The 17686-nt window shown below is 48.3% G+C and carries 18 protein-coding genes and 5 pseudogenes; 12 read left to right on the top strand and 11 right to left on the bottom strand.

What is annotated here, in order from left to right; genetic code table 11:
- Window positions 1-271: 271 nt before the first annotated feature.
- A complete protein-coding gene (locus ESM_RS0102635; protein WP_010376144.1) occupies window positions 272-616 on the bottom strand; it encodes a RidA family protein in 345 nt (114 codons plus the stop codon).
- Between the two features lie 131 nt (window positions 617-747).
- Between ESM_RS0102635 and ESM_RS0102630 the strand changes: the two genes are divergently transcribed.
- From ESM_RS0102630 to rnd, 5 genes are all read left to right on the top strand, one after another.
- Complete coding sequence (locus ESM_RS0102630; RefSeq protein WP_000128825.1) at window positions 748-2658, top strand: ATP-dependent DNA helicase; 1911 nt, start codon at window positions 748-750, stop codon at window positions 2656-2658.
- 57 nt (window positions 2659-2715) lie between these two features.
- On the top strand, window positions 2716-3411 hold the full coding sequence (gene tsaB / locus ESM_RS0102625) for a tRNA (adenosine(37)-N6)-threonylcarbamoyltransferase complex dimerization subunit type 1 TsaB (RefSeq protein ID WP_001221005.1): 696 nt from the start codon (window positions 2716-2718) through the stop codon (window positions 3409-3411).
- Window positions 3412-3450: 39 nt separating this feature from the next.
- On the top strand, window positions 3451-4032 hold the full coding sequence (yeaY, locus tag ESM_RS0102620; protein ID WP_000290579.1) for a Slp family lipoprotein YeaY: 582 nt from the start codon (window positions 3451-3453) through the stop codon (window positions 4030-4032).
- Between the two features lie 204 nt (window positions 4033-4236).
- Window positions 4237-5922: a long-chain-fatty-acid--CoA ligase FadD gene (fadD, locus tag ESM_RS0102615; RefSeq protein WP_010376141.1), complete on the top strand. Its 1686-nt coding sequence runs from the start codon at window positions 4237-4239 to the stop codon at window positions 5920-5922.
- An 81-nt stretch (window positions 5923-6003) separates the two neighbouring features.
- On the top strand, window positions 6004-7119 hold the full coding sequence (rnd, locus tag ESM_RS0102610; RefSeq protein ID WP_001516274.1) for a ribonuclease D: 1116 nt from the start codon (window positions 6004-6006) through the stop codon (window positions 7117-7119).
- A 97-nt stretch (window positions 7120-7216) separates the two neighbouring features.
- On the opposite strand, the pseudogene ESM_RS1000000128975 reads toward rnd, so the two are convergent.
- A pseudogene (locus ESM_RS1000000128975) lies at window positions 7217-7327 on the bottom strand (tartrate dehydrogenase); the annotation flags it as partial.
- A 1-nt stretch (window position 7328) separates the two neighbouring features.
- Here ESM_RS1000000128975 and ESM_RS0102605 point away from each other — a divergent pair.
- The 5 genes and pseudogenes from ESM_RS0102605 to ESM_RS0102585 all read left to right on the top strand — a co-directional run.
- Window positions 7329-7649: pseudogene (locus ESM_RS0102605) on the top strand (LysR substrate-binding domain-containing protein); the annotation flags it as partial.
- Window positions 7650-7775: 126 nt separating this feature from the next.
- The gene (gene leuE, locus ESM_RS0102600; protein ID WP_000457213.1) at window positions 7776-8414 is read left to right on the top strand and encodes a leucine efflux protein LeuE; all 639 of its coding nucleotides are present in this window, start codon (window positions 7776-7778) and stop codon (window positions 8412-8414) included.
- Window positions 8415-8585: 171 nt separating this feature from the next.
- The gene (gene yeaR / locus ESM_RS0102595) at window positions 8586-8945 is read left to right on the top strand and encodes a DUF1971 domain-containing protein YeaR (protein WP_000939314.1); all 360 of its coding nucleotides are present in this window, start codon (window positions 8586-8588) and stop codon (window positions 8943-8945) included.
- 3 nt (window positions 8946-8948) lie between these two features.
- The gene (locus ESM_RS0102590; RefSeq protein WP_000513737.1) at window positions 8949-9131 is read left to right on the top strand and encodes a DUF1869 domain-containing protein; all 183 of its coding nucleotides are present in this window, start codon (window positions 8949-8951) and stop codon (window positions 9129-9131) included.
- A 147-nt stretch (window positions 9132-9278) separates the two neighbouring features.
- Window positions 9279-9527, top strand: a complete 249-nt coding sequence (locus ESM_RS0102585; protein WP_000512152.1) for a GlsB/YeaQ/YmgE family stress response membrane protein — start codon at window positions 9279-9281, stop codon at window positions 9525-9527.
- 58 nt (window positions 9528-9585) lie between these two features.
- Here ESM_RS0102585 and yoaJ read toward each other — a convergent pair whose 3' ends face one another.
- From yoaJ to ESM_RS01000000123855, 3 genes and pseudogenes are all read right to left on the bottom strand, one after another.
- On the bottom strand, window positions 9586-9660 hold the full coding sequence (yoaJ, locus tag ESM_RS1000000127580) for a protein YoaJ (protein WP_001386836.1): 75 nt from the start codon (window positions 9658-9660) through the stop codon (window positions 9586-9588).
- A 2-nt stretch (window positions 9661-9662) separates the two neighbouring features.
- Window positions 9663-9761, bottom strand: a complete 99-nt coding sequence (locus ESM_RS01000000123860; RefSeq protein ID WP_001219350.1) for a YoaK family small membrane protein — start codon at window positions 9759-9761, stop codon at window positions 9663-9665.
- A gap of 32 nt (window positions 9762-9793) precedes the next feature.
- Window positions 9794-10818 (bottom strand): annotated as a pseudogene (locus ESM_RS01000000123855) (sensor domain-containing diguanylate cyclase).
- A gap of 184 nt (window positions 10819-11002) precedes the next feature.
- Between ESM_RS01000000123855 and ESM_RS0102570 the strand changes: the two are divergent.
- Window positions 11003-11257 (top strand): putative hemolysin, encoded by a 255-nt coding sequence (locus ESM_RS0102570; RefSeq protein WP_000698781.1) that lies wholly within the window; start codon window positions 11003-11005, stop codon window positions 11255-11257.
- Window positions 11258-11278: 21 nt separating this feature from the next.
- On the opposite strand, the gene ESM_RS0102565 is transcribed toward ESM_RS0102570, so the two are convergent.
- Window positions 11279-11626, bottom strand: coding sequence for a DUF488 domain-containing protein (locus ESM_RS0102565; protein ID WP_010376127.1), 348 nt, complete (start codon window positions 11624-11626; stop codon window positions 11279-11281).
- A 97-nt stretch (window positions 11627-11723) separates the two neighbouring features.
- Window positions 11724-12169 (bottom strand): annotated as a pseudogene (locus ESM_RS01000000123850) (DUF441 domain-containing protein).
- Between the two features lie 169 nt (window positions 12170-12338).
- On the opposite strand from ESM_RS01000000123850, the pseudogene yoaI reads away from it, so the two are divergent.
- Window positions 12339-12442: pseudogene (gene yoaI / locus ESM_RS1000000125860) on the top strand (small membrane protein YoaI).
- Here the strand turns inward: yoaI and yeaK are convergent.
- From yeaK to ESM_RS0102540, 4 genes are all read right to left on the bottom strand, one after another.
- Window positions 12443-12946 (bottom strand): mischarged aminoacyl-tRNA deacylase, encoded by a 504-nt coding sequence (yeaK, locus tag ESM_RS0102555; RefSeq protein WP_000138169.1) that lies wholly within the window; start codon window positions 12944-12946, stop codon window positions 12443-12445.
- A 42-nt stretch (window positions 12947-12988) separates the two neighbouring features.
- On the bottom strand, window positions 12989-14479 hold the full coding sequence (gene dgcJ / locus ESM_RS0102550) for a diguanylate cyclase DgcJ (RefSeq protein WP_001516279.1): 1491 nt from the start codon (window positions 14477-14479) through the stop codon (window positions 12989-12991).
- Between the two features lie 180 nt (window positions 14480-14659).
- Window positions 14660-16003, bottom strand: a complete 1344-nt coding sequence (locus ESM_RS0102545; protein WP_001516280.1) for a sensor domain-containing diguanylate cyclase — start codon at window positions 16001-16003, stop codon at window positions 14660-14662.
- A gap of 278 nt (window positions 16004-16281) precedes the next feature.
- A complete protein-coding gene (locus ESM_RS0102540) occupies window positions 16282-17565 on the bottom strand; it encodes a YeaH/YhbH family protein (protein ID WP_000219671.1) in 1284 nt (427 codons plus the stop codon).
- Window positions 17566-17686 lie beyond the last annotated feature (121 nt).

Raw genomic sequence — 17686 nt, 5'->3', positions numbered from 1 at the left:
AGTGATGTGCCGAAATTAACAGAGAATCGTAGTACCGTAGCCTGGTTGTTCAGGTAAGTAAGGGCAACAGCGGAAAACAGGTTAGGTTAATTGAGTGATTAACACGTGGTTTAGTTTTTATGATTAATATCGTTTCTTTATAAATAAACTTGAAATCAAAAAAATAAATAATAAAGCCCCCGACTGGGGCACCGTCCATCTAAAGTAAGAGCTTAAGCACTGGTCGATTTGTTCATGATCGACCAGTATTTTCGATAATTCTCTTCCGGAATTAAACCGCCGCAATAATCTTAATTTCAACTTTATACTGCGGATTCATCAGTCCCGCTTGCACCGTGCAGCGTACCGGAGCATGACCCGCGACAACCCAGGCATCCCACGCTTTATTCATTGCCGCAAAGTCGTTTTTATCGGCCAGGAAAATGGTGGCATCCAGAATGCTCGACTTATTGCTGCCCTGTTTTTCCAGCACCGCGTCAATTTGCGCCAGTGTATTTGCCGTTTGCTCAAAAGCATCGGCGTCGAGGTTTTCCGGTACGCCAGTGTAGTAGAGCGTGTTGTTGTGGATCACCACATCAGACCAGCGGGCTTCGGCGTCTATACGAACGATAGTCATCATTTTGTCCTCATTATCATTCCATTTTTGTGCTGCAAAGACTGCCACAATGTGAAGTCGCCGTCATCACTTCAACTGGCGAAAAATAGCCTGGCCTGACATAATCCCTGTTCAAATCAACAGGGGGTAGTGTGACGGACGATTTTGCACCAGACGGTCAGTTGGCGAAAGCGATACCAGGCTTTAAGCCGCGTGAACCACAGCGACAGATGGCGGTAGCCGTCACCGGGGCGATAGAAAAAAGCCAACCGCTGGTGGTGGAAGCGGGAACCGGTACGGGCAAAACCTACGCTTACCTTGCCCCTGCGCTGCGGGCGAAAAAGAAAGTCATTATCTCGACTGGCTCGAAAGCATTACAAGATCAACTCTACAGCCGTGATTTGCCGACGGTGTCAAAGGCGCTGAAATACACCGGCAATGTGGCATTGTTGAAAGGACGTTCAAACTACCTCTGCCTCGAACGTCTCGAACAGCAGGCGCTGGCGGGCGGCGATCTGCCGGTACAAATCTTAAGCGATGTGATCCTGCTACGCTCCTGGTCCAATCAAACCGTCGATGGTGATATCAGCACCTGCGTCAGCGTTGCGGAAGATTCTCAGGCATGGCCGCTGGTCACCAGCACTAACGATAACTGCCTCGGCAGCGACTGCCCGATGTATAAAGATTGCTTTGTGGTCAAAGCACGCAAAAAAGCGATGGACGCCGATGTAGTGGTGGTAAACCATCATTTGTTTCTGGCGGATATGGTGGTCAAAGAGAGCGGATTTGGCGAACTGATCCCGGAAGCGGACGTGATGATCTTCGACGAAGCCCATCAGTTGCCGGATATTGCCAGCCAGTACTTTGGTCAGTCACTTTCCAGCCGACAACTGCTCGACCTGGCAAAAGACATCACCATCGCCTATCGCACTGAATTAAAAGACACTCAACAGTTACAAAAGTGCGCCGACCGCCTTGCTCAGAGTGCGCAGGATTTTCGCCTGCAACTCGGTGAGCCGGGTTATCGTGGCAATCTGCGCGAATTGTTAGCCAATCCGCAAATTCAGCGGGCGTTTTTACTGCTCGATGACACGCTTGAACTCTGTTACGACGTGGCGAAATTGTCGCTGGGTCGTTCCGCGTTGCTGGATGCGGCATTTGAACGTGCCACGTTATATCGCACACGTCTGAAGCGGCTGAAAGAGATCAACCAACCGGGCTACAGTTACTGGTACGAATGCACCTCACGTCATTTCACTCTGGCGCTGACGCCGCTCAGCGTGGCGGATAAATTCAAAGAGTTAATGGCACAAAAACCCGGAAGCTGGATTTTTACCTCGGCAACGTTGTCAGTGAATGACGATCTGCATCATTTTACCTCCCGGCTTGGCATCGAACAGGCCGAGTCGTTGCTGTTACCCAGCCCATTTGATTACAGCCGCCAGGCGTTACTCTGTGTGCCGCGTAACCTGCCGCAAACTAATCAACCGGGTTCCGCACGGCAACTGGCAGCAATGTTGCGACCGCTCATCGAAGCCAACAATGGGCGCTGCTTTATGCTTTGCACCTCACACGCCATGATGCGCGATCTGGCCGAGCAGTTCCGTGCCACCATGACGCTTCCCGTTTTGTTGCAGGGTGAAACCAGTAAAGGGCAATTGTTGCAGCAGTTTGTCAGTGCCGGTAACGCGCTTCTTGTCGCAACCAGTAGTTTCTGGGAAGGGGTGGATGTGCGCGGCGATACGCTGTCACTGGTGATTATCGACAAGTTGCCGTTTACCTCGCCGGACGACCCACTACTAAAAGCGCGAATGGAAGATTGTCGTTTGCGCGGTGGCGACCCGTTCGATGAAGTGCAACTGCCAGATGCGGTCATTACTCTCAAACAGGGGGTAGGGCGACTGATTCGCGACGCCGACGATCGCGGTGTGCTGGTGATTTGCGACAATCGGCTGGTGATGCGCCCTTACGGCGCGACGTTCCTCGCCAGCCTGCCGCCTGCGCCGCGCACCCGTGATATAGCCCGTGCGGTTCGTTTCCTTGCGATACCTTCCTCCAGGTAATTTGTGATGGAGTATGGTATGATGCGCGCCTTTTTATTGATCTAAGCACGAAGACCCATGCGAATTCTGGCTATCGATACCGCGACAGAGGCCTGCTCTGTCGCCCTGTGGAATGACGGCACTGTCAACGCTCATTTTGAGCTTTGCCCACGTGAACATACTCAACGAATCTTACCGATGGTGCAGGATATCCTGACCACCAGCGGAACCTCCCTGACTAACATAAACGCATTAGCTTACGGGCGTGGTCCCGGTAGCTTCACCGGTGTGCGTATCGGTATTGGTATTGCACAAGGGCTGGCGCTTGGCGCGGAGCTGCCGATGATTGGCGTCTCCACGCTAATGACCATGGCGCAAGGGGCATGGCGCAAAAATGGCGCGACCCGCGTGCTGGCGGCCATTGACGCGCGAATGGGCGAAGTTTACTGGGCCGAATATCAGCGTGATGAAAATGGTATCTGGCACGGTGAAGAAACCGAAGCTGTACTCAAACCAGAACTCGTTCATGAGCGGATGCAGCAGCTTTCCGGTGAATGGGTGACGGTGGGGACAGGCTGGCAAGCCTGGCCGGATCTCGGTAAAGAGAGCGGGCTGGTTTTGCGCGATGGCGAAGTGTTACTGCCCGCCGCAGAAGATATGCTGCCGATTGCCTGCCAGCTCTTTGCTGAAGGCAAAACGGTGGCAGTGGAACATGCCGAGCCGGTTTATTTGCGTAACAACGTCGCGTGGAAGAAACTTCCGGGCAAAGAATGAATCTTAAGAGTATGCCCTGAGAAAAAAAGGAGTCGCATCATGGCGGTTCAAAAGAATGTTATCAAAGGCATACTGGCAGGTACGTTTGCGCTAATGTTGAGCGGTTGTGTCACTGTGCCGGATGCCATTAAAGGCAGCAGTCCCACGCCGCAACAAGATTTAGTTCGGGTGATGAGCGCGCCGCAATTGTATGTTGGTCAGGAAGCGCGCTTTGGCGGCAAAGTGGTCGCGGTACAAAACCAGCAGGGGAAAACCCGTCTGGAAATTGCCACCGTACCGCTCGATAGCGGAGCCAGGCCGACGCTGGGGGAACCTTCTCGCGGGCGCATTTATGCCGATGTGAACGGTTTTCTTGATCCAGTTGATTTCCGCGGACAACTGGTGACGGTTGTCGGGCCAATCACCGGTACGGTTGACGGTAAAATCGGCAATACACCCTATAAATTTATGGTTATGCAGGTAACGGGTTATAAGCGTTGGCATTTAACCCAGCAGGTGATTATGCCGCCGCAGCCGATTGATCCGTGGTTTTATGGTGGCCGTGGCTGGCCCTATGGCTACGGCGGATGGGGCTGGTATAATCCCGGCCCTGCAAGAGTACAAACAGTTGTAACTGAATAATTGCTTGTTTTTAAAGAAAAAGAAACAGCGGCTGGTCCGCTGTTTCTGCATTCTTAGAGTAAAGATAAAAATAAATAGTGACGCGCTTCGCAACCTTTTCGTTGGGGAATTATCAAGCTGGTATGATGAGTTAATATTATGTTAATAACATGTATATCACTTGGGGTTGCGATGACGACGAACACGCATTTTAGAGGTGAAGAATTGAAGAAGGTTTGGCTTAACCGTTATCCCGCGGATGTTCCGACGGAGATCAACCCTGACCGTTATCAATCTCTGGTAGATATGTTTGAGCAATCGGTCGCGCGCTATGCCGACAAGCCCGCGTTTGTGAATATGGGGGAGGTGATGACCTTCCGCAAACTGGAAGAGCGCAGTCGTGCGTTCGCCGCGTATTTACAACAAGGGCTGGGGCTGAAGAAGGGCGATCGCGTTGCGCTGATGATGCCTAACTTATTGCAATATCCGGTGGCGCTGTTCGGCATTTTGCGCGCCGGGATGATCGTCGTAAATGTCAATCCGTTATATACCCCGCGCGAGCTTGAGCATCAGCTCAACGACAGCGGCGCATCTGCGATTGTCATCGTGTCCAACTTTGCCCATACCCTGGAAAAAGTGGTTGATAAAACCGCTGTCCAGCACGTGATTCTGACTCGTATGGGCGATCAGCTTTCTACGGCGAAAGGGACGCTGGTTAACTTCGTTGTTAAATACATCAAGCGTCTGGTGCCGAAATATCATCTGCCAGATGCCATTTCATTTCGTAGCGCTCTGCATAATGGTTACCGGATGCAGTACGTAAAACCTGAACTGGTGCCGGAAGATTTAGCCTTCCTGCAATACACCGGCGGCACCACTGGCGTGGCGAAAGGCGCAATGCTGACTCACCGCAACATGCTGGCAAATCTGGAACAGGTTAACGCGACCTACGGGCCGCTGTTGTATCCGGGTAAAGAGCTGGTGGTGACGGCATTGCCGCTGTATCACATTTTCGCATTGACCATTAACTGCCTGCTGTTTATCGAACTGGGCGGGCAGAATCTGCTTATTACTAACCCACGTGATATTCCGGGGCTGGTGAAAGAGCTGGCGAAATATCCGTTTACCGCGATCACCGGCGTTAACACGTTGTTCAACGCGTTGCTGAACAATAAAGAATTCCAGCAACTGGATTTCTCCAGTCTGCATCTTTCCGCTGGTGGTGGGATGCCTGTTCAGCAAGTGGTGGCAGAACGCTGGGTGAAACTGACCGGACAATATCTGCTGGAAGGTTATGGCCTGACCGAGTGTGCACCGCTGGTCAGCGTTAACCCGTATGATATTGATTATCATAGCGGTAGCATTGGTTTGCCGGTGCCGTCGACCGAAGCCAAGTTGGTTGATGACGACGATAACGAAGTACCGCCGGGTCAACCGGGTGAGCTTTGTGTCAAAGGGCCGCAGGTGATGCTGGGCTACTGGCAGCGTCCGGATGCTACCGATGAAATCATCAAAAATGGCTGGTTACACACCGGCGACATCGCGGTGATGGATGAAGAAGGATTCCTGCGCATTGTCGATCGTAAAAAAGACATGATTCTGGTTTCTGGCTTTAACGTCTACCCCAATGAGATTGAAGATGTGGTCATGCAGCACCCAGGTGTACAGGAAGTGGCGGCTGTTGGCGTACCTTCCGGTTCCAGCGGTGAAGCGGTGAAAATCTTCGTGGTGAAAAAAGACTCGTCACTCACGGAAGAATCACTGGTGACTTTTTGCCGCCGTCAGCTCACAGGCTATAAAGTACCGAAGCTGGTGGAGTTTCGTGATGAGTTACCGAAATCTAACGTCGGAAAAATTTTGCGACGAGAATTACGTGACGAAGCGCGCGGCAAAGTGGACAATAAAGCCTGAGCGTTAAGTCAGTCGTCAGACGCCGGTTAATCCGGCGTTTTTTTTGACGCCCACTAAAGAGAATACAATTTGAATTACCAAATGATTACCACGGACGATGCGCTGGCTTCTTTGTGTGAAGCCGTCCGTGCCTTTCCGGCGATAGCCCTGGATACTGAATTTGTACGTACGCGCACCTATTACCCGCAACTTGGGTTGATTCAACTTTTTGATGGCGAACATCTGGCGCTAATCGATCCACTCGGGATCACCGACTGGTCACCGCTGAAAGCGATCCTGCGCGATCCTTCCATCACCAAATTTCTCCATGCGGGCAGTGAAGATCTGGAAGTGTTCCTCAATGTCTTTGGTGAGTTACCACAACCTCTGATTGACACGCAAATCCTCGCCGCATTCTGTGGACGCCCGATGTCATGGGGCTTTGCCTCTATGGTGGAAGAGTATTCCGGCGTTACGCTCGACAAGAGCGAATCGCGCACCGACTGGCTGGCCAGACCGCTAACCGAGCGTCAATGCGAATACGCGGCGGCGGACGTCTGGTATCTGTTACCGATCGCCGCAAAGCTGATGGTTGAAACGGAAGCCTCTGGTTGGCTACCTGCGGCACTGGATGAATGCCGCCTGATGCAAACGCGTCGTCAGGAGATCGTTGCGCCAGAAGACGCATGGCGTGATATCACCAATGCCTGGCAATTACGCACGCGCCAACTCGCCTGTCTGCAACTGCTAGCCGACTGGCGGCTGCGTAAGGCTCGGGAGCGCGATCTGGCGGTGAACTTTGTCGTGCGTGAAGAGCATTTGTGGTCGGTAGCGCGTTATATGCCGGGCAGTCTGGGCGAGCTGGATAGCCTGGGCTTATCCGGTAGCGAAATCCGCTTCCACGGTAAGACGTTGCTGGCGCTGGTAGAGAAAGCGCAGGCATTGCCAGAAGAGGCCTTGCCGCAGCCGATGCTTAACCTGATGGATATGCCCGGTTATCGCAAAGCGTTTAAAGCGATTAAGTCGCTGATTACTGACGTGAGTGAAACGCACAAGATCAGCGTCGAATTGCTGGCATCGCGTCGGCAAATCAACCAACTGCTGAACTGGCACTGGAAATTAAAACCACAGAATAATTTGCCAGAGCTGATTTCCGGCTGGCGTGGTGCGCTGATGGCGGAAGCATTACACAATTTATTGCAGGAATATCCGCAATAAAACGTGCGTAAGCCGGACAAGGTGCGTTATGCGCTGCATCCGGCTTCGGATAAACTACAAATCCAACACCAGTCGGTTCAAATAAACTGGTTTGACCTTAACGCAAAATAATTTTGCAAATAGCGTCAGTAAATTGTGGCGTGGTGGCATTGCCTTTCATATCCGGTGTTTTTGGCCCGTGAGTAATCACTTCTTCAATCGCTGCCAGGTTTGGTGTCTGGCAATTGTGCAATAAAGAAGGGCAGCATACGATTAAAGTTACCGGGCCGATGTTGTCTAACCATGGGGAAATTGTGCATCAGTGGTGCCTCGATGGCCAGGGGATTGCGCTGCGCTCCTGGTGGGATGTCAGTGAAAATATTGCCAGTGGTCATTTAGCGCAAGTGCTACCGGAATATTACCAGCCAGCGAATGTCTGGGCGGTATATGTATCAAGGCTGGCGATGTCAGCGAAGGTGCGGATAACGGTAGAGTTTTTACGCCAGTATTTTTCCCAACACTATCCGAATTTTTCACTGGACCAGGCATGAATAACAATTCAATTGTCCAGTTATTGTCAGGTTAAAACCTGATTTTCTCCTTTCTAAGCCGTTGCGGATTGGTTAGCATATTCACCTTTAATCGCGCATGATCCAAAGAGAATTAAAGAGGTTAATGTGTTCGCAGAATATGGGGTTCTGAATTACTGGACCTATCTGGTTGGTGCCATTTTTATCGTGTTGGTGCCAGGGCCGAATACCCTGTTTGTGCTTAAAAATAGCGTCAGCAGTGGAGTGAAAGGCGGTTATCTTGCGGCCTGCGGTGTATTTATCGGTGACGCGGTATTGATGTTTCTGGCGTGGGCTGGTGTCGCAACCTTAATTAAGACCACACCGATATTATTCAATATCGTACGTTATCTTGGCGCGTTTTATTTGCTCTATCTGGGGGGTAAAATTCTTTACGCCACCCTGAAAGGTAAAAATAACGAGGCTAAATCAGATGAGCCACAATATGGTGCCATCTTCAAGCGCGCATTAATTTTGAGTCTGACCAATCCGAAAGCCATTTTGTTCTATGTGTCGTTTTTCGTACAGTTTATTGATGTCAATGCGCCACATACTGGGATTTCATTCTTTATTTTGGCGACAACACTGGAATTGGTAAGCTTCTGTTATTTGAGCTTCCTGATTATTTCAGGTGCATTTGTCACGCAATACATTCGCACCAAGAAGAAACTAGCCAAAGTGGGCAACTCGCTGATTGGTCTGATGTTTGTTGGTTTTGCCGCACGACTGGCGACGCTGCAGTCTTAATGCTTTCAGCCCGCGATGCTGCGGGCTTCCCTCCTGAAATGCATCTGTATTCACCGTTTGATGATGCTAAAAAGTAACCAATAAATGGTATTTAAAATGCAAATTATCAGGCGTACTCTGAAACGGCTGAAATAAATGGTTTTCAGCATATTTACTGAAGGAGGGAAAAGGATGCTGCAAATCCCACAGAACTACATTCATACGCGCTCAACACCTTTCTGGAATAAACAAACTGCGCCTGCCGGAATATTCGAACGTCATCTTGATAAAGGAACGCGTCCGGGTGTTTATCCACGCCTGTCCGTTATGCATGGGGCGGTCAAATATCTCGGCTACGCCGATGAACACAGCGCAGAACCTGATCAGGTGATCCTCATCGAAGCAGGTCAATTCGCGGTGTTCCCGCCAGAAAAGTGGCACAATATTGAAGCCATGACTGACGATACTTATTTCAACATTGACTTCTTCGTTGCTCCTGAAGTCCTGATGGAAGGTGCAAAACAACGGAAAGTCATTCATAGCGGGAAATGAATCATGGGCAAAGCAACGTATACCGTAACCGTCACCAATAACAGTAATGGTGTTTCTGTCGATTACGAAACAGAGACGCCGATGACCTTGCTGGTACCAGAAGTGGCGGCTGAAGTAATAAAAGATCTTGTCAATACCGTGCGTTCATATGACACGGAAAACGAACATGATGTTTGTGGTTGGTAATAATTGCTAATGTCAGATGGCGCTAATTCAGCGCCATCGCAAAAAAATCCTCTGTGACACACATCACAATTCTTGCTTCTCTTATGTTGTGCTATGCTTTTTATCAGCGACTAACCCGCTAATGCAAAACAGATAAGTGAGGAAACAATGGGCATTCTGTCATGGATTATTTTTGGACTTATTGCCGGTATTCTGGCGAAGTGGATCATGCCAGGTAAAGATGGTGGTGGATTCTTTATGACCATCCTGCTGGGAATTATCGGTGCCGTAGTTGGTGGATGGATCAGTACACTGTTTGGTTTTGGCAAAGTCGATGGCTTTAACTTTGGTAGTTTTGTTGTTGCCGTGATTGGTGCGCTTGTCGTGTTGTTTATCTACAGAAAAGTCAAAAGTTAATGCTGAAAAACACAAAGGCTGCCGACAGGCAGCCTTTGCTATTTTTACCGACGTAGTGTTACCACCATCCCAGCTCGGTGCCAAGAACGACAATAATCGCCACGCCCATCATGATAATCGTTGTTTTTTTCATCTTCATGCCCCTGGGGCCGCATAGCCGCCAATAAAAAACCACGCTAAAAATACGACTGCCGTAATAAAGATTACGACGGGAAAGATAATACCGATTCGCATGTTACCACCAAAGAAAAGGATGTGAATATGCCTCAGGAATGCCTGTCTGAATGCGCGATAAAAGGTGTTTTCTCTTGTGTTTTTTCTCCTGATACATCGCGATATCGGCAGCGTGCAGGGCACTGTCTGCGTCGGTTGTTTCAGGATCCACTTCAACTATGCCAAGACTGGCACCAGGATAAAACAGCTCAATATCGCCCAAGTGATATTCTCCACGTATTTGCTGTTGAATACGCTCACGCAGTGACGGGATATCCGCGTTTTCATTAACCAGAGATACGACTAAAAATTCATCGCCGCCGAGACGACCAATAATCTCGCCATTTTGATGCAGCTTATTGAGGCGCTCACCAACCTGAATAAGAAACAGATCGCCGCTATTGTGGCCAAAACGGTCATTGATTAGTTTGAAGTTATCCAGGTCGATAAAGGCAATCATGGCTTTACGCTTCAGATGCCGGGCAAGAGAAAACAGCGTCTTCAGGTTATCAAAAATCGCCCGCCGATTAGGTAGCCCAGTTAAAGAGTCAGTATACGACTGCGCAATCAAAGCGGCATTGGCTTCACGTAATTGCTCAACCAGCGCCTCTTTTTGAATATATTGTGCAATCAGCCCGGCGAATAACTGTAAAACCTGCTCTGCGCGCTCACTCCACGGACGCTTCTCGCTGCTGGCGGCGCAAAGCGTGCCATAGAATGAACCATCCGGTAAGTGAACCGGCGTGCTCAGGAATGTCGTGATGCCGAGATTGCGGGCTGCGATGCAGTCACCCCAACGATCGGGAACTTCATCGCTGAAAAAACAGTTTTCATCAATGGCGCGTTTGCACAACGAGTAATCCCACGAGACAGTAAAATTCTCCGGAATGTGCATTTTCTGGCTATTACGGGCGAACAGAATATGTTGCAGGCGCGCGTCAATATCCACTTTTGTCAGATAAGTCGACTCCATGTCGGTGACCATTTCCAGCATCTCCAGAAGCTGCCGAACCAGACTTTCGAGAGAATGTTCTGAGGCGAGTGACTGCGAAACGCGGGCAATGATCTGATCTGACACGAAAGAACTCCAGGATGCTGCGGGTAAAATGCTGATTATTTAATCTTTACAGGCATGATAAAACATCATCAACGAAGATGAAACTAGCTGTAATATATTTTAAGTGAATGTAAAAGAAATAGTGCTGCAAAACAAAACGATACCGCGATATTCTAAGGCGTAGATAAATGTGCGGGATCAATATATGAAAATTCTCAGTTTTGCTCTGCCTTGCCTGCTAATTCTGGCAGGGTGTTCAACTACTTCTCAGCCGGATGCGCCAAAACCGCCGCAGGTAGGCATGGCGAATCCGGCTTCGGTCTACTGTCAGCAGAAAGGCGGTACGCCCATTCCGGTGCAGACACCGCAAGGGGTCAGTAACAATTGCAAATTGCCGGGTGGTGAAACGATTGATGAATGGGCGTTATGGCGGCGGGAGCATCCGGCTGGTGAAAAATAACAGCCGGATGCCATGCTAAAATCACAAGCTGCGTAGCCAGTCGGCCAGGACCAGTGCATGGTTTTGCGTGGTATTTTTTGCCGAGTAGAGCAGGGTCAGCGGCTGTTTTTGAGCGATTTCCGCCAGCCGTTTCCCTTCCGGCTCGTGTTGCGCCAGTTCAGCAAGATATTGTTCGCGAAAGGTTTTAAAATCGACCACTTCTCCGTGAAAGGCTTTGCGCAACTCTGTTGATGGTGTGATCTCTTTATCCCACTCATCAAATGCTAAATCAGTTTTTTTGATACCACGCGGCCAGAGGCGGTCGACCAGTACGCGATAACCATCGCTCTGTTCAGCCGGATCATAAACGCGTTTACACTGAATATTCATCGTGTTTGTTCTCCCTTTCACGCATGATTTACCACGTCACTATAGCACTTTGTGGCTGTTGGTTTTTTGTTGTGCCAGTTTTGAGTTCGAAAACAGTCTACTGTTTCCCGATGATCAGAGAGACCAGTCCCGCGGCAATAAGCGGGCCGACCGGTACACCGCGAAACAGTGCCACACCTAAAATTGTGCCTACCAGCAGCCCGGCGACCAGTTGCGGCTGGCTGCCCATTAACGTCACGCCGCGTCCGCCAAGCCAGGAGACAATCACTCCCACGGCAATCGCTACCAGCGATTTCCAGTTCAGAAACGAGTGAATCAGTGTCGAGGGGGGCAGTGTTCCGCTGGCAATAGGGGCCATTACGCCAATGGTCAGAATGATTATCCCGATACTCAGTCCCTGTTTCTCGATCCCGGAAAAAAGGTGCTTAACGGTGTGACGCTGACAATGATCAACACCAGAATTGAAACGGCGACAGTGGTGTTGTGGCTGATAAAGCCCAGCGCAGCTAAGCCGAGCAGGATCAGCAAAGTGACATCAAACATCGTGGTTTCCTTGCCAAAAAATAATAACCCCGCCTACTTTACGCCTGCTGCTGAAAGGAAGCAGAAAAAAATTACGTGTTATGCATAAAAAATCAGGCAAATTGTCATCAAATTGCCACTTGTACACGCTAACAATAACGTGAAAACAGGTATCTTCTGGGGGAAAACCATGAACGATCAAATGCTCGTTGAGACACTGATTATCACGTCACGTTTTTTGCCATTGCAGTTGTGTTAGTACTGTCCGTTCTGCTTATTGAACGGACCAGCTAGTTACGCAGTACGGCGGAATTTGACCAGTTCTGGTTGCGCAATGCGCAAGTAATCTGTGGTGTTCAGAATTACAGATTTATCCAGCATGCCTGCGTTGAAGGCAATCTCATCGAATCGCTCAAAGAGTAGTGGGTCGGCAACCAGTTTGAGTTTTGGGTGGAAGCTGAAGGGGGGGATAGCGCCAAAGACACAGCCTGTCAGTTCATCGACTTCCGCCGGGCTGGCCAGCGAAGCGCGTAGCCCACCGATGTGACTGGCGAGTTTACTAAGATCAGCCTGTTGATCGGCTGCGAGGATCGCCAGAACATGCTGATTTACGCCATTACCTTTGACTTTACACACCAGTGCTTTAGCTCCCTGACCCAAAGCGGTGCCACGAATTTCTGACACCGCTTCGCATTTACCTACCGCTTCGTGGGTAACGATGCGGAAGTTAGCACCTTCTTGTGATAATAAAGCGATTAACCGCTGATGCGTCACGCTTCCTTTAGTCATTTCAGTCATTTCACGCTCCTGGAATTATAACCAAATAACCACAGAAGATTATCATGAACGGCTGTTTTTGTTCTGCTTATTGACATATAAACGTTCATCAGAAGCTTTATACGCATCATGTAACGTATCGTTTTCTTTCATCGCGTAAATACCGGAAGAGAAGCCGATCTCTTTCTTCGGCGCGATATGTTGCAGGCGTTTTTCGATACGTTCAGGCAGTTGCGCGGCAATTTGCGGCGTCGAATCGACCAGAATGATGCAAAATTCATCGCCACCGAGACGGATGGCATAATCGCTTTTACGAATCGACTGCTTAATCGCCTGGGCTAATAATGTAATCGCTAAATCGCCCTCCTGATGACCAAGGGTGTCATTAATTTGCTTTAACTTGTCCATGTCAATTGCAATAAACATGACAGAAGAACCGGATTGCACCAGTTTCTGCAAACGCTGCTCCAGTTCAGGCGTTAATATTTTGCGATTATACAGTCCGGTCATCGCATCACTGATATTTTCGCGCGTCACGTTCTGGTACAAGCGGAAGTGCATCCGGACCATATTCAGCAAAATTAACGCTGTCAAAATCCAGAACAGAACGCTTTTCCACGAAGACGTGATAAAGTAAAGAATATCAATGGATAACGAAACGCGAATACCGCCAGGTAAGTCGTGGACGTAACTGACATACTGAAACAGGTTATCTTCGCTCTGGTTGATAATAATGTCCCGTCCCGAATCTGTATCGGTTAGCGTGACATTAAGAAAACGCCAGAGGAGAGGGCGATCATGAGTGTAAAAGATATTTCGTAGATTATTCTTATTAATATCCAGCAGTACAATACCTTTTAACTGCCTTGCAACATAAACCGGTGTCAGCAAACTCATCACGTTCTGTTTAGTACGCTGATCCTGGTAAATGCTCGATAACACAGTACGTCCGGTAAACACTTTTTCAATATCTTTACGATCAATGCCAATGCTTCCTGATTGCAGGAAGGACCAGTTATTCATCGCGAAGTATTCAACATTGACTGGCTCATAAAAATAGACATAGCGGTCATTGAGATCGAGATAATAGTGAAATTTCTCTTCGGCCATGCCAAGACCGGAACCATAATCATCCTGATGGCGGTTGCCTTCAACTGCCTGATCAAATGCCGGTAATAGCGCCGCAGCTTCCACAATCGTGTCGCAGTCAGTGGATGCAGTCTGCAATGTTCCGTGTAAACCCGCGTAAGTATGGGCTGTCAGGTTTAAGCCATGGGTATTGTTGGCAGATTCAAAAGCTTCACAGATGGCACGTCGCTGTTCTGGCGACACTTCAGACTGTTTCGCAGCAAGCGCGCGCATCACATGTGCGGCGATACTCTGATTTTGATACTTGTCGTAGAGAAAGGAGGAATCTGCTTTCTGGACGATATAGCGCAAATAAGCACTCATTGCCCTGTCGCTGGCGACAAGTTCAAAAATAAGGAAGGAAGATGTCAGCACAATGACACTTGCGGCGATAAAATGCCGGAGCATTCTATGGTGCAATTTCATGATAAATGGCACTCCTTCGGTTAGTGAAACGAGAAAACCAGATAAAGTTCGATTGCGGCCTGGTACAGGGGCGCTAATTATACTCATCTCTGCGCCGCTGGGGAGGGGAAATTTAGGGGTATTGATAATAAATTGTATGCCAAAGCCACGCAAAACGCATGGCTGTGAATAATTTTGCACTCAAATATAATGAATAATCACTTTGTTGCCACCATCATTTTTCGCTTCTCGTAACGCTTTATCAGCTTCCGTCATGACAAGCGAGATATTACGCGTGTCGCCAGTGGAAAAAACACAGCCAATGCTGATGGTCATTTGTTCAGGGACATTATATCTATTACTAAAACCGGTCAGTAGTTCGACATTTTTACGCACCCGATCGGCGATAATTTTTGCCTGGGCAGCATTCAATTCGGTAAATAGTAAACCGAACTCTTCACCTTCCAGACGCGCGAAGATGTCATCGGGGCGGATACTTTGCTGGATAATATCGACAATTGAAACCAGAACTTTATCGCCCACATGATGACCCCACTGAGCATTTATGCGTTTGAACTGGTTAATATCTACCAGCATGATACAAAAATCCTTCACAACAGGGCGAGAGAGTAATGACTCTACACTGTTGAAAAAGTGACGGCGGTTATAAATATTGGTCAGTACATCATAAACCGCCAGTTTACTGGCAAGTTGTAGTTCCTGAAAAATGTTATAAATCAGGAAAGAAACCACAAACAGTTTACTGGAAACCTCAATACCGCGGCTGATATACCAGATGGTGTAATTATATTCATCCAGAGTCAGTAGCAACAAGTTACAACAGAGTGAGGCCAGACATAATAACGCGATTGACGGCCAAAGTTCGCTCGCTAAACCTGTCCGTGTGATAATAAAAAATAGTAAACATGCCCACAGACAAACCAGAATCTTGGTGTAGTTAATACCCCAACTCGCAGTATTATTATTCGGGCAGTAATCTACGACATATAAGGCATAGTCAGGATTATAACTGCTCAGGTTGTGCGCCAGTAATGGAAACAACATAAAAGGTATTAGTGCCAGCAACAGGATGCAGGTTTTTTTCTTGTTGTTTGTCAGAATGCTGTTTCGGTCATAACAGAAAAGAGCCAGCGATGCTAAGCTAATAAAACTTAGTTGGCGAAAAAGATAGAAAATGGAAACGTCATTCGATTTCGTCTGGATCAGCGTACTATCGCTGATAGGCTTGTGAATAATAACGATCGTTTCAGTTAAATAGACAAGGCCACTTAAAAAAGCAAGACTTAAAATTAGGGTTGGGAAAATATCTCGATTAGTAAAATACTTCATTAACATGAAAAGGAAAATGACGGCGTTAAGGAAAAATAAAGCCACAACGACCATCAGGTAGTTCATCTGAGGGATGAGCTTTATATTGGCGTTTTCATTATATAAGGTGGTAATGCAAAATAAAATTAATGTCAATAGTAAGCTGAAAATAAAAAAGCTGTGTGCTTTTAATTTTTGTGTACCCATGGGAACCATAAAAAAGGAGAGCAATCTGAGTAGTCGATTTTATTGATTGCAGAGAAATGGAGTTTTGACCGGGATCAATTATCATTATCAGTAAAAAAGAATTAAAGTATAGCATTGAGAAAAGCGTGCTAACAGAATCATTTTTCCGAATGATTGTTTCATGAAACTAAGTTCTGTAAAGGTTACGCTGTTATATTTAAGTTGTTTGTAAGCTAATGTAGATAATAAATAACTGTATTTACAATTAACTAAAAATCAGCCAGGGAATAATGACCTGGCTGATGGTTTTAGTCTTTAGTAGTTGCATTTTGTTTATGAAATAGTTCGCGAAACACCGGATAAATATCATCCTGATCGCGGATATGCTGCATCGCAAAGTTTTCGAATGTAGATTGCAGATGCTCATATTCCCGCCACAATGTCTGATGAGCGCGACGGGTAATTTCGATATAGCTGTAATAACGAACAACGGGCAACAATTTTTTCGCCAGAATTTCATGGCAAAGCGGAGAGTCATCGGCCCAGTTATCACCGTCCGACGCCTGCGCGGCATAAATATTCCATTGTGCCGGGTTATAACGCTCTTTCACCACCTCATCCATCAGTTTCAGAGCGCTGGAAACAATGGTGCCACCCGTTTCCTGCGAGTAGAAAAACTCATGTTCATCGACTTCTTTCGCCTGGGTATGGTGGCGGATGTAAACGACCTCCACGTTCTTGTAAGTTCTGCTCAGGAACAGATACAGCAAAATATAAAAACGTTTGGCCATATCTTTGGTGGATTGATCCATTGAACCAGAAACGTCCATCAGACAAAACATTACCGCCTGACTGGAGGGATCGGGTCGTTTTTCGTAGTTCTTATAACGTAAATCGAAGGTGTCGATGAACGGAACGCGTTCAATTTTGGCGCGTAATTCGGCAATCTCTTTGCGTAGCCGTTCCTCTTCCAGCAATTGCGCAGGTTCACTGTTGCTGATGATTGCCAAATCTTCTTCCAGAGCATGAAGTTCCCGCCGTTTACCTGCGGTCATCGCGGTACGTCTCGCCAGTGAGTTTTGCAATGAACGCACCACGCTGATATTGGCCGGAACGCCGTTAGCGGTATAACCCGCCCGATGCGTTTTAAACTCGGTCAATTGGCGTTGCTGGTTCTGTTTTAAATTCGGTAAGGCTAAATCTTCAAACAGCAGGTCGAGATATTCGTCTTTCGAAATCTGGAAGACAAATTCATCCTGACCTTCACCGTCCTGACTAGCCTGGCCCTGACCACTACCGGAACCGCCGCTGCCGCCCTGGGGACGTTCAATGCGATCGTTCTGGATGAAATGGTCGTTACCCGGGTGAACGCGATGGCGCAGGCCGCCACGCCCCTGATGAAACATCGGTTCGCTAATATCTTCCGTTGGAATGGAGACGGACTCGCCGCTGTCGACGTCAGTCACCGAACGCTTATTAATGGCCTCGGAGATCGACTGTTTAATTTGCGCTTTATAACGGCGTAAAAAACGCTGGCGATTCACCATGCTTTTGTTTTTGCCGTTCAGACGCCGGTCAATAAACCAGGTCATATGCCCCCCGTACTGCATTTGCCAACTGTATGCTGCACCTGTATTGCCGGACACGCTTCGCTTATCCGGCCTACGGTTCGCTGTCGTTGTAGGCCCATGAGCATGTGCTCCGGGCCATGGT

The sequence above is a fragment of the Escherichia sp. TW09308 genome (assembly GCF_000208565.1).
Taxonomy (GTDB): domain Bacteria; phylum Pseudomonadota; class Gammaproteobacteria; order Enterobacterales; family Enterobacteriaceae; genus Escherichia; species Escherichia marmotae.
The sequence above is the reverse complement of the archived record's forward strand: the minus strand, read 5'-3'. Positions and strand labels throughout refer to the sequence as shown.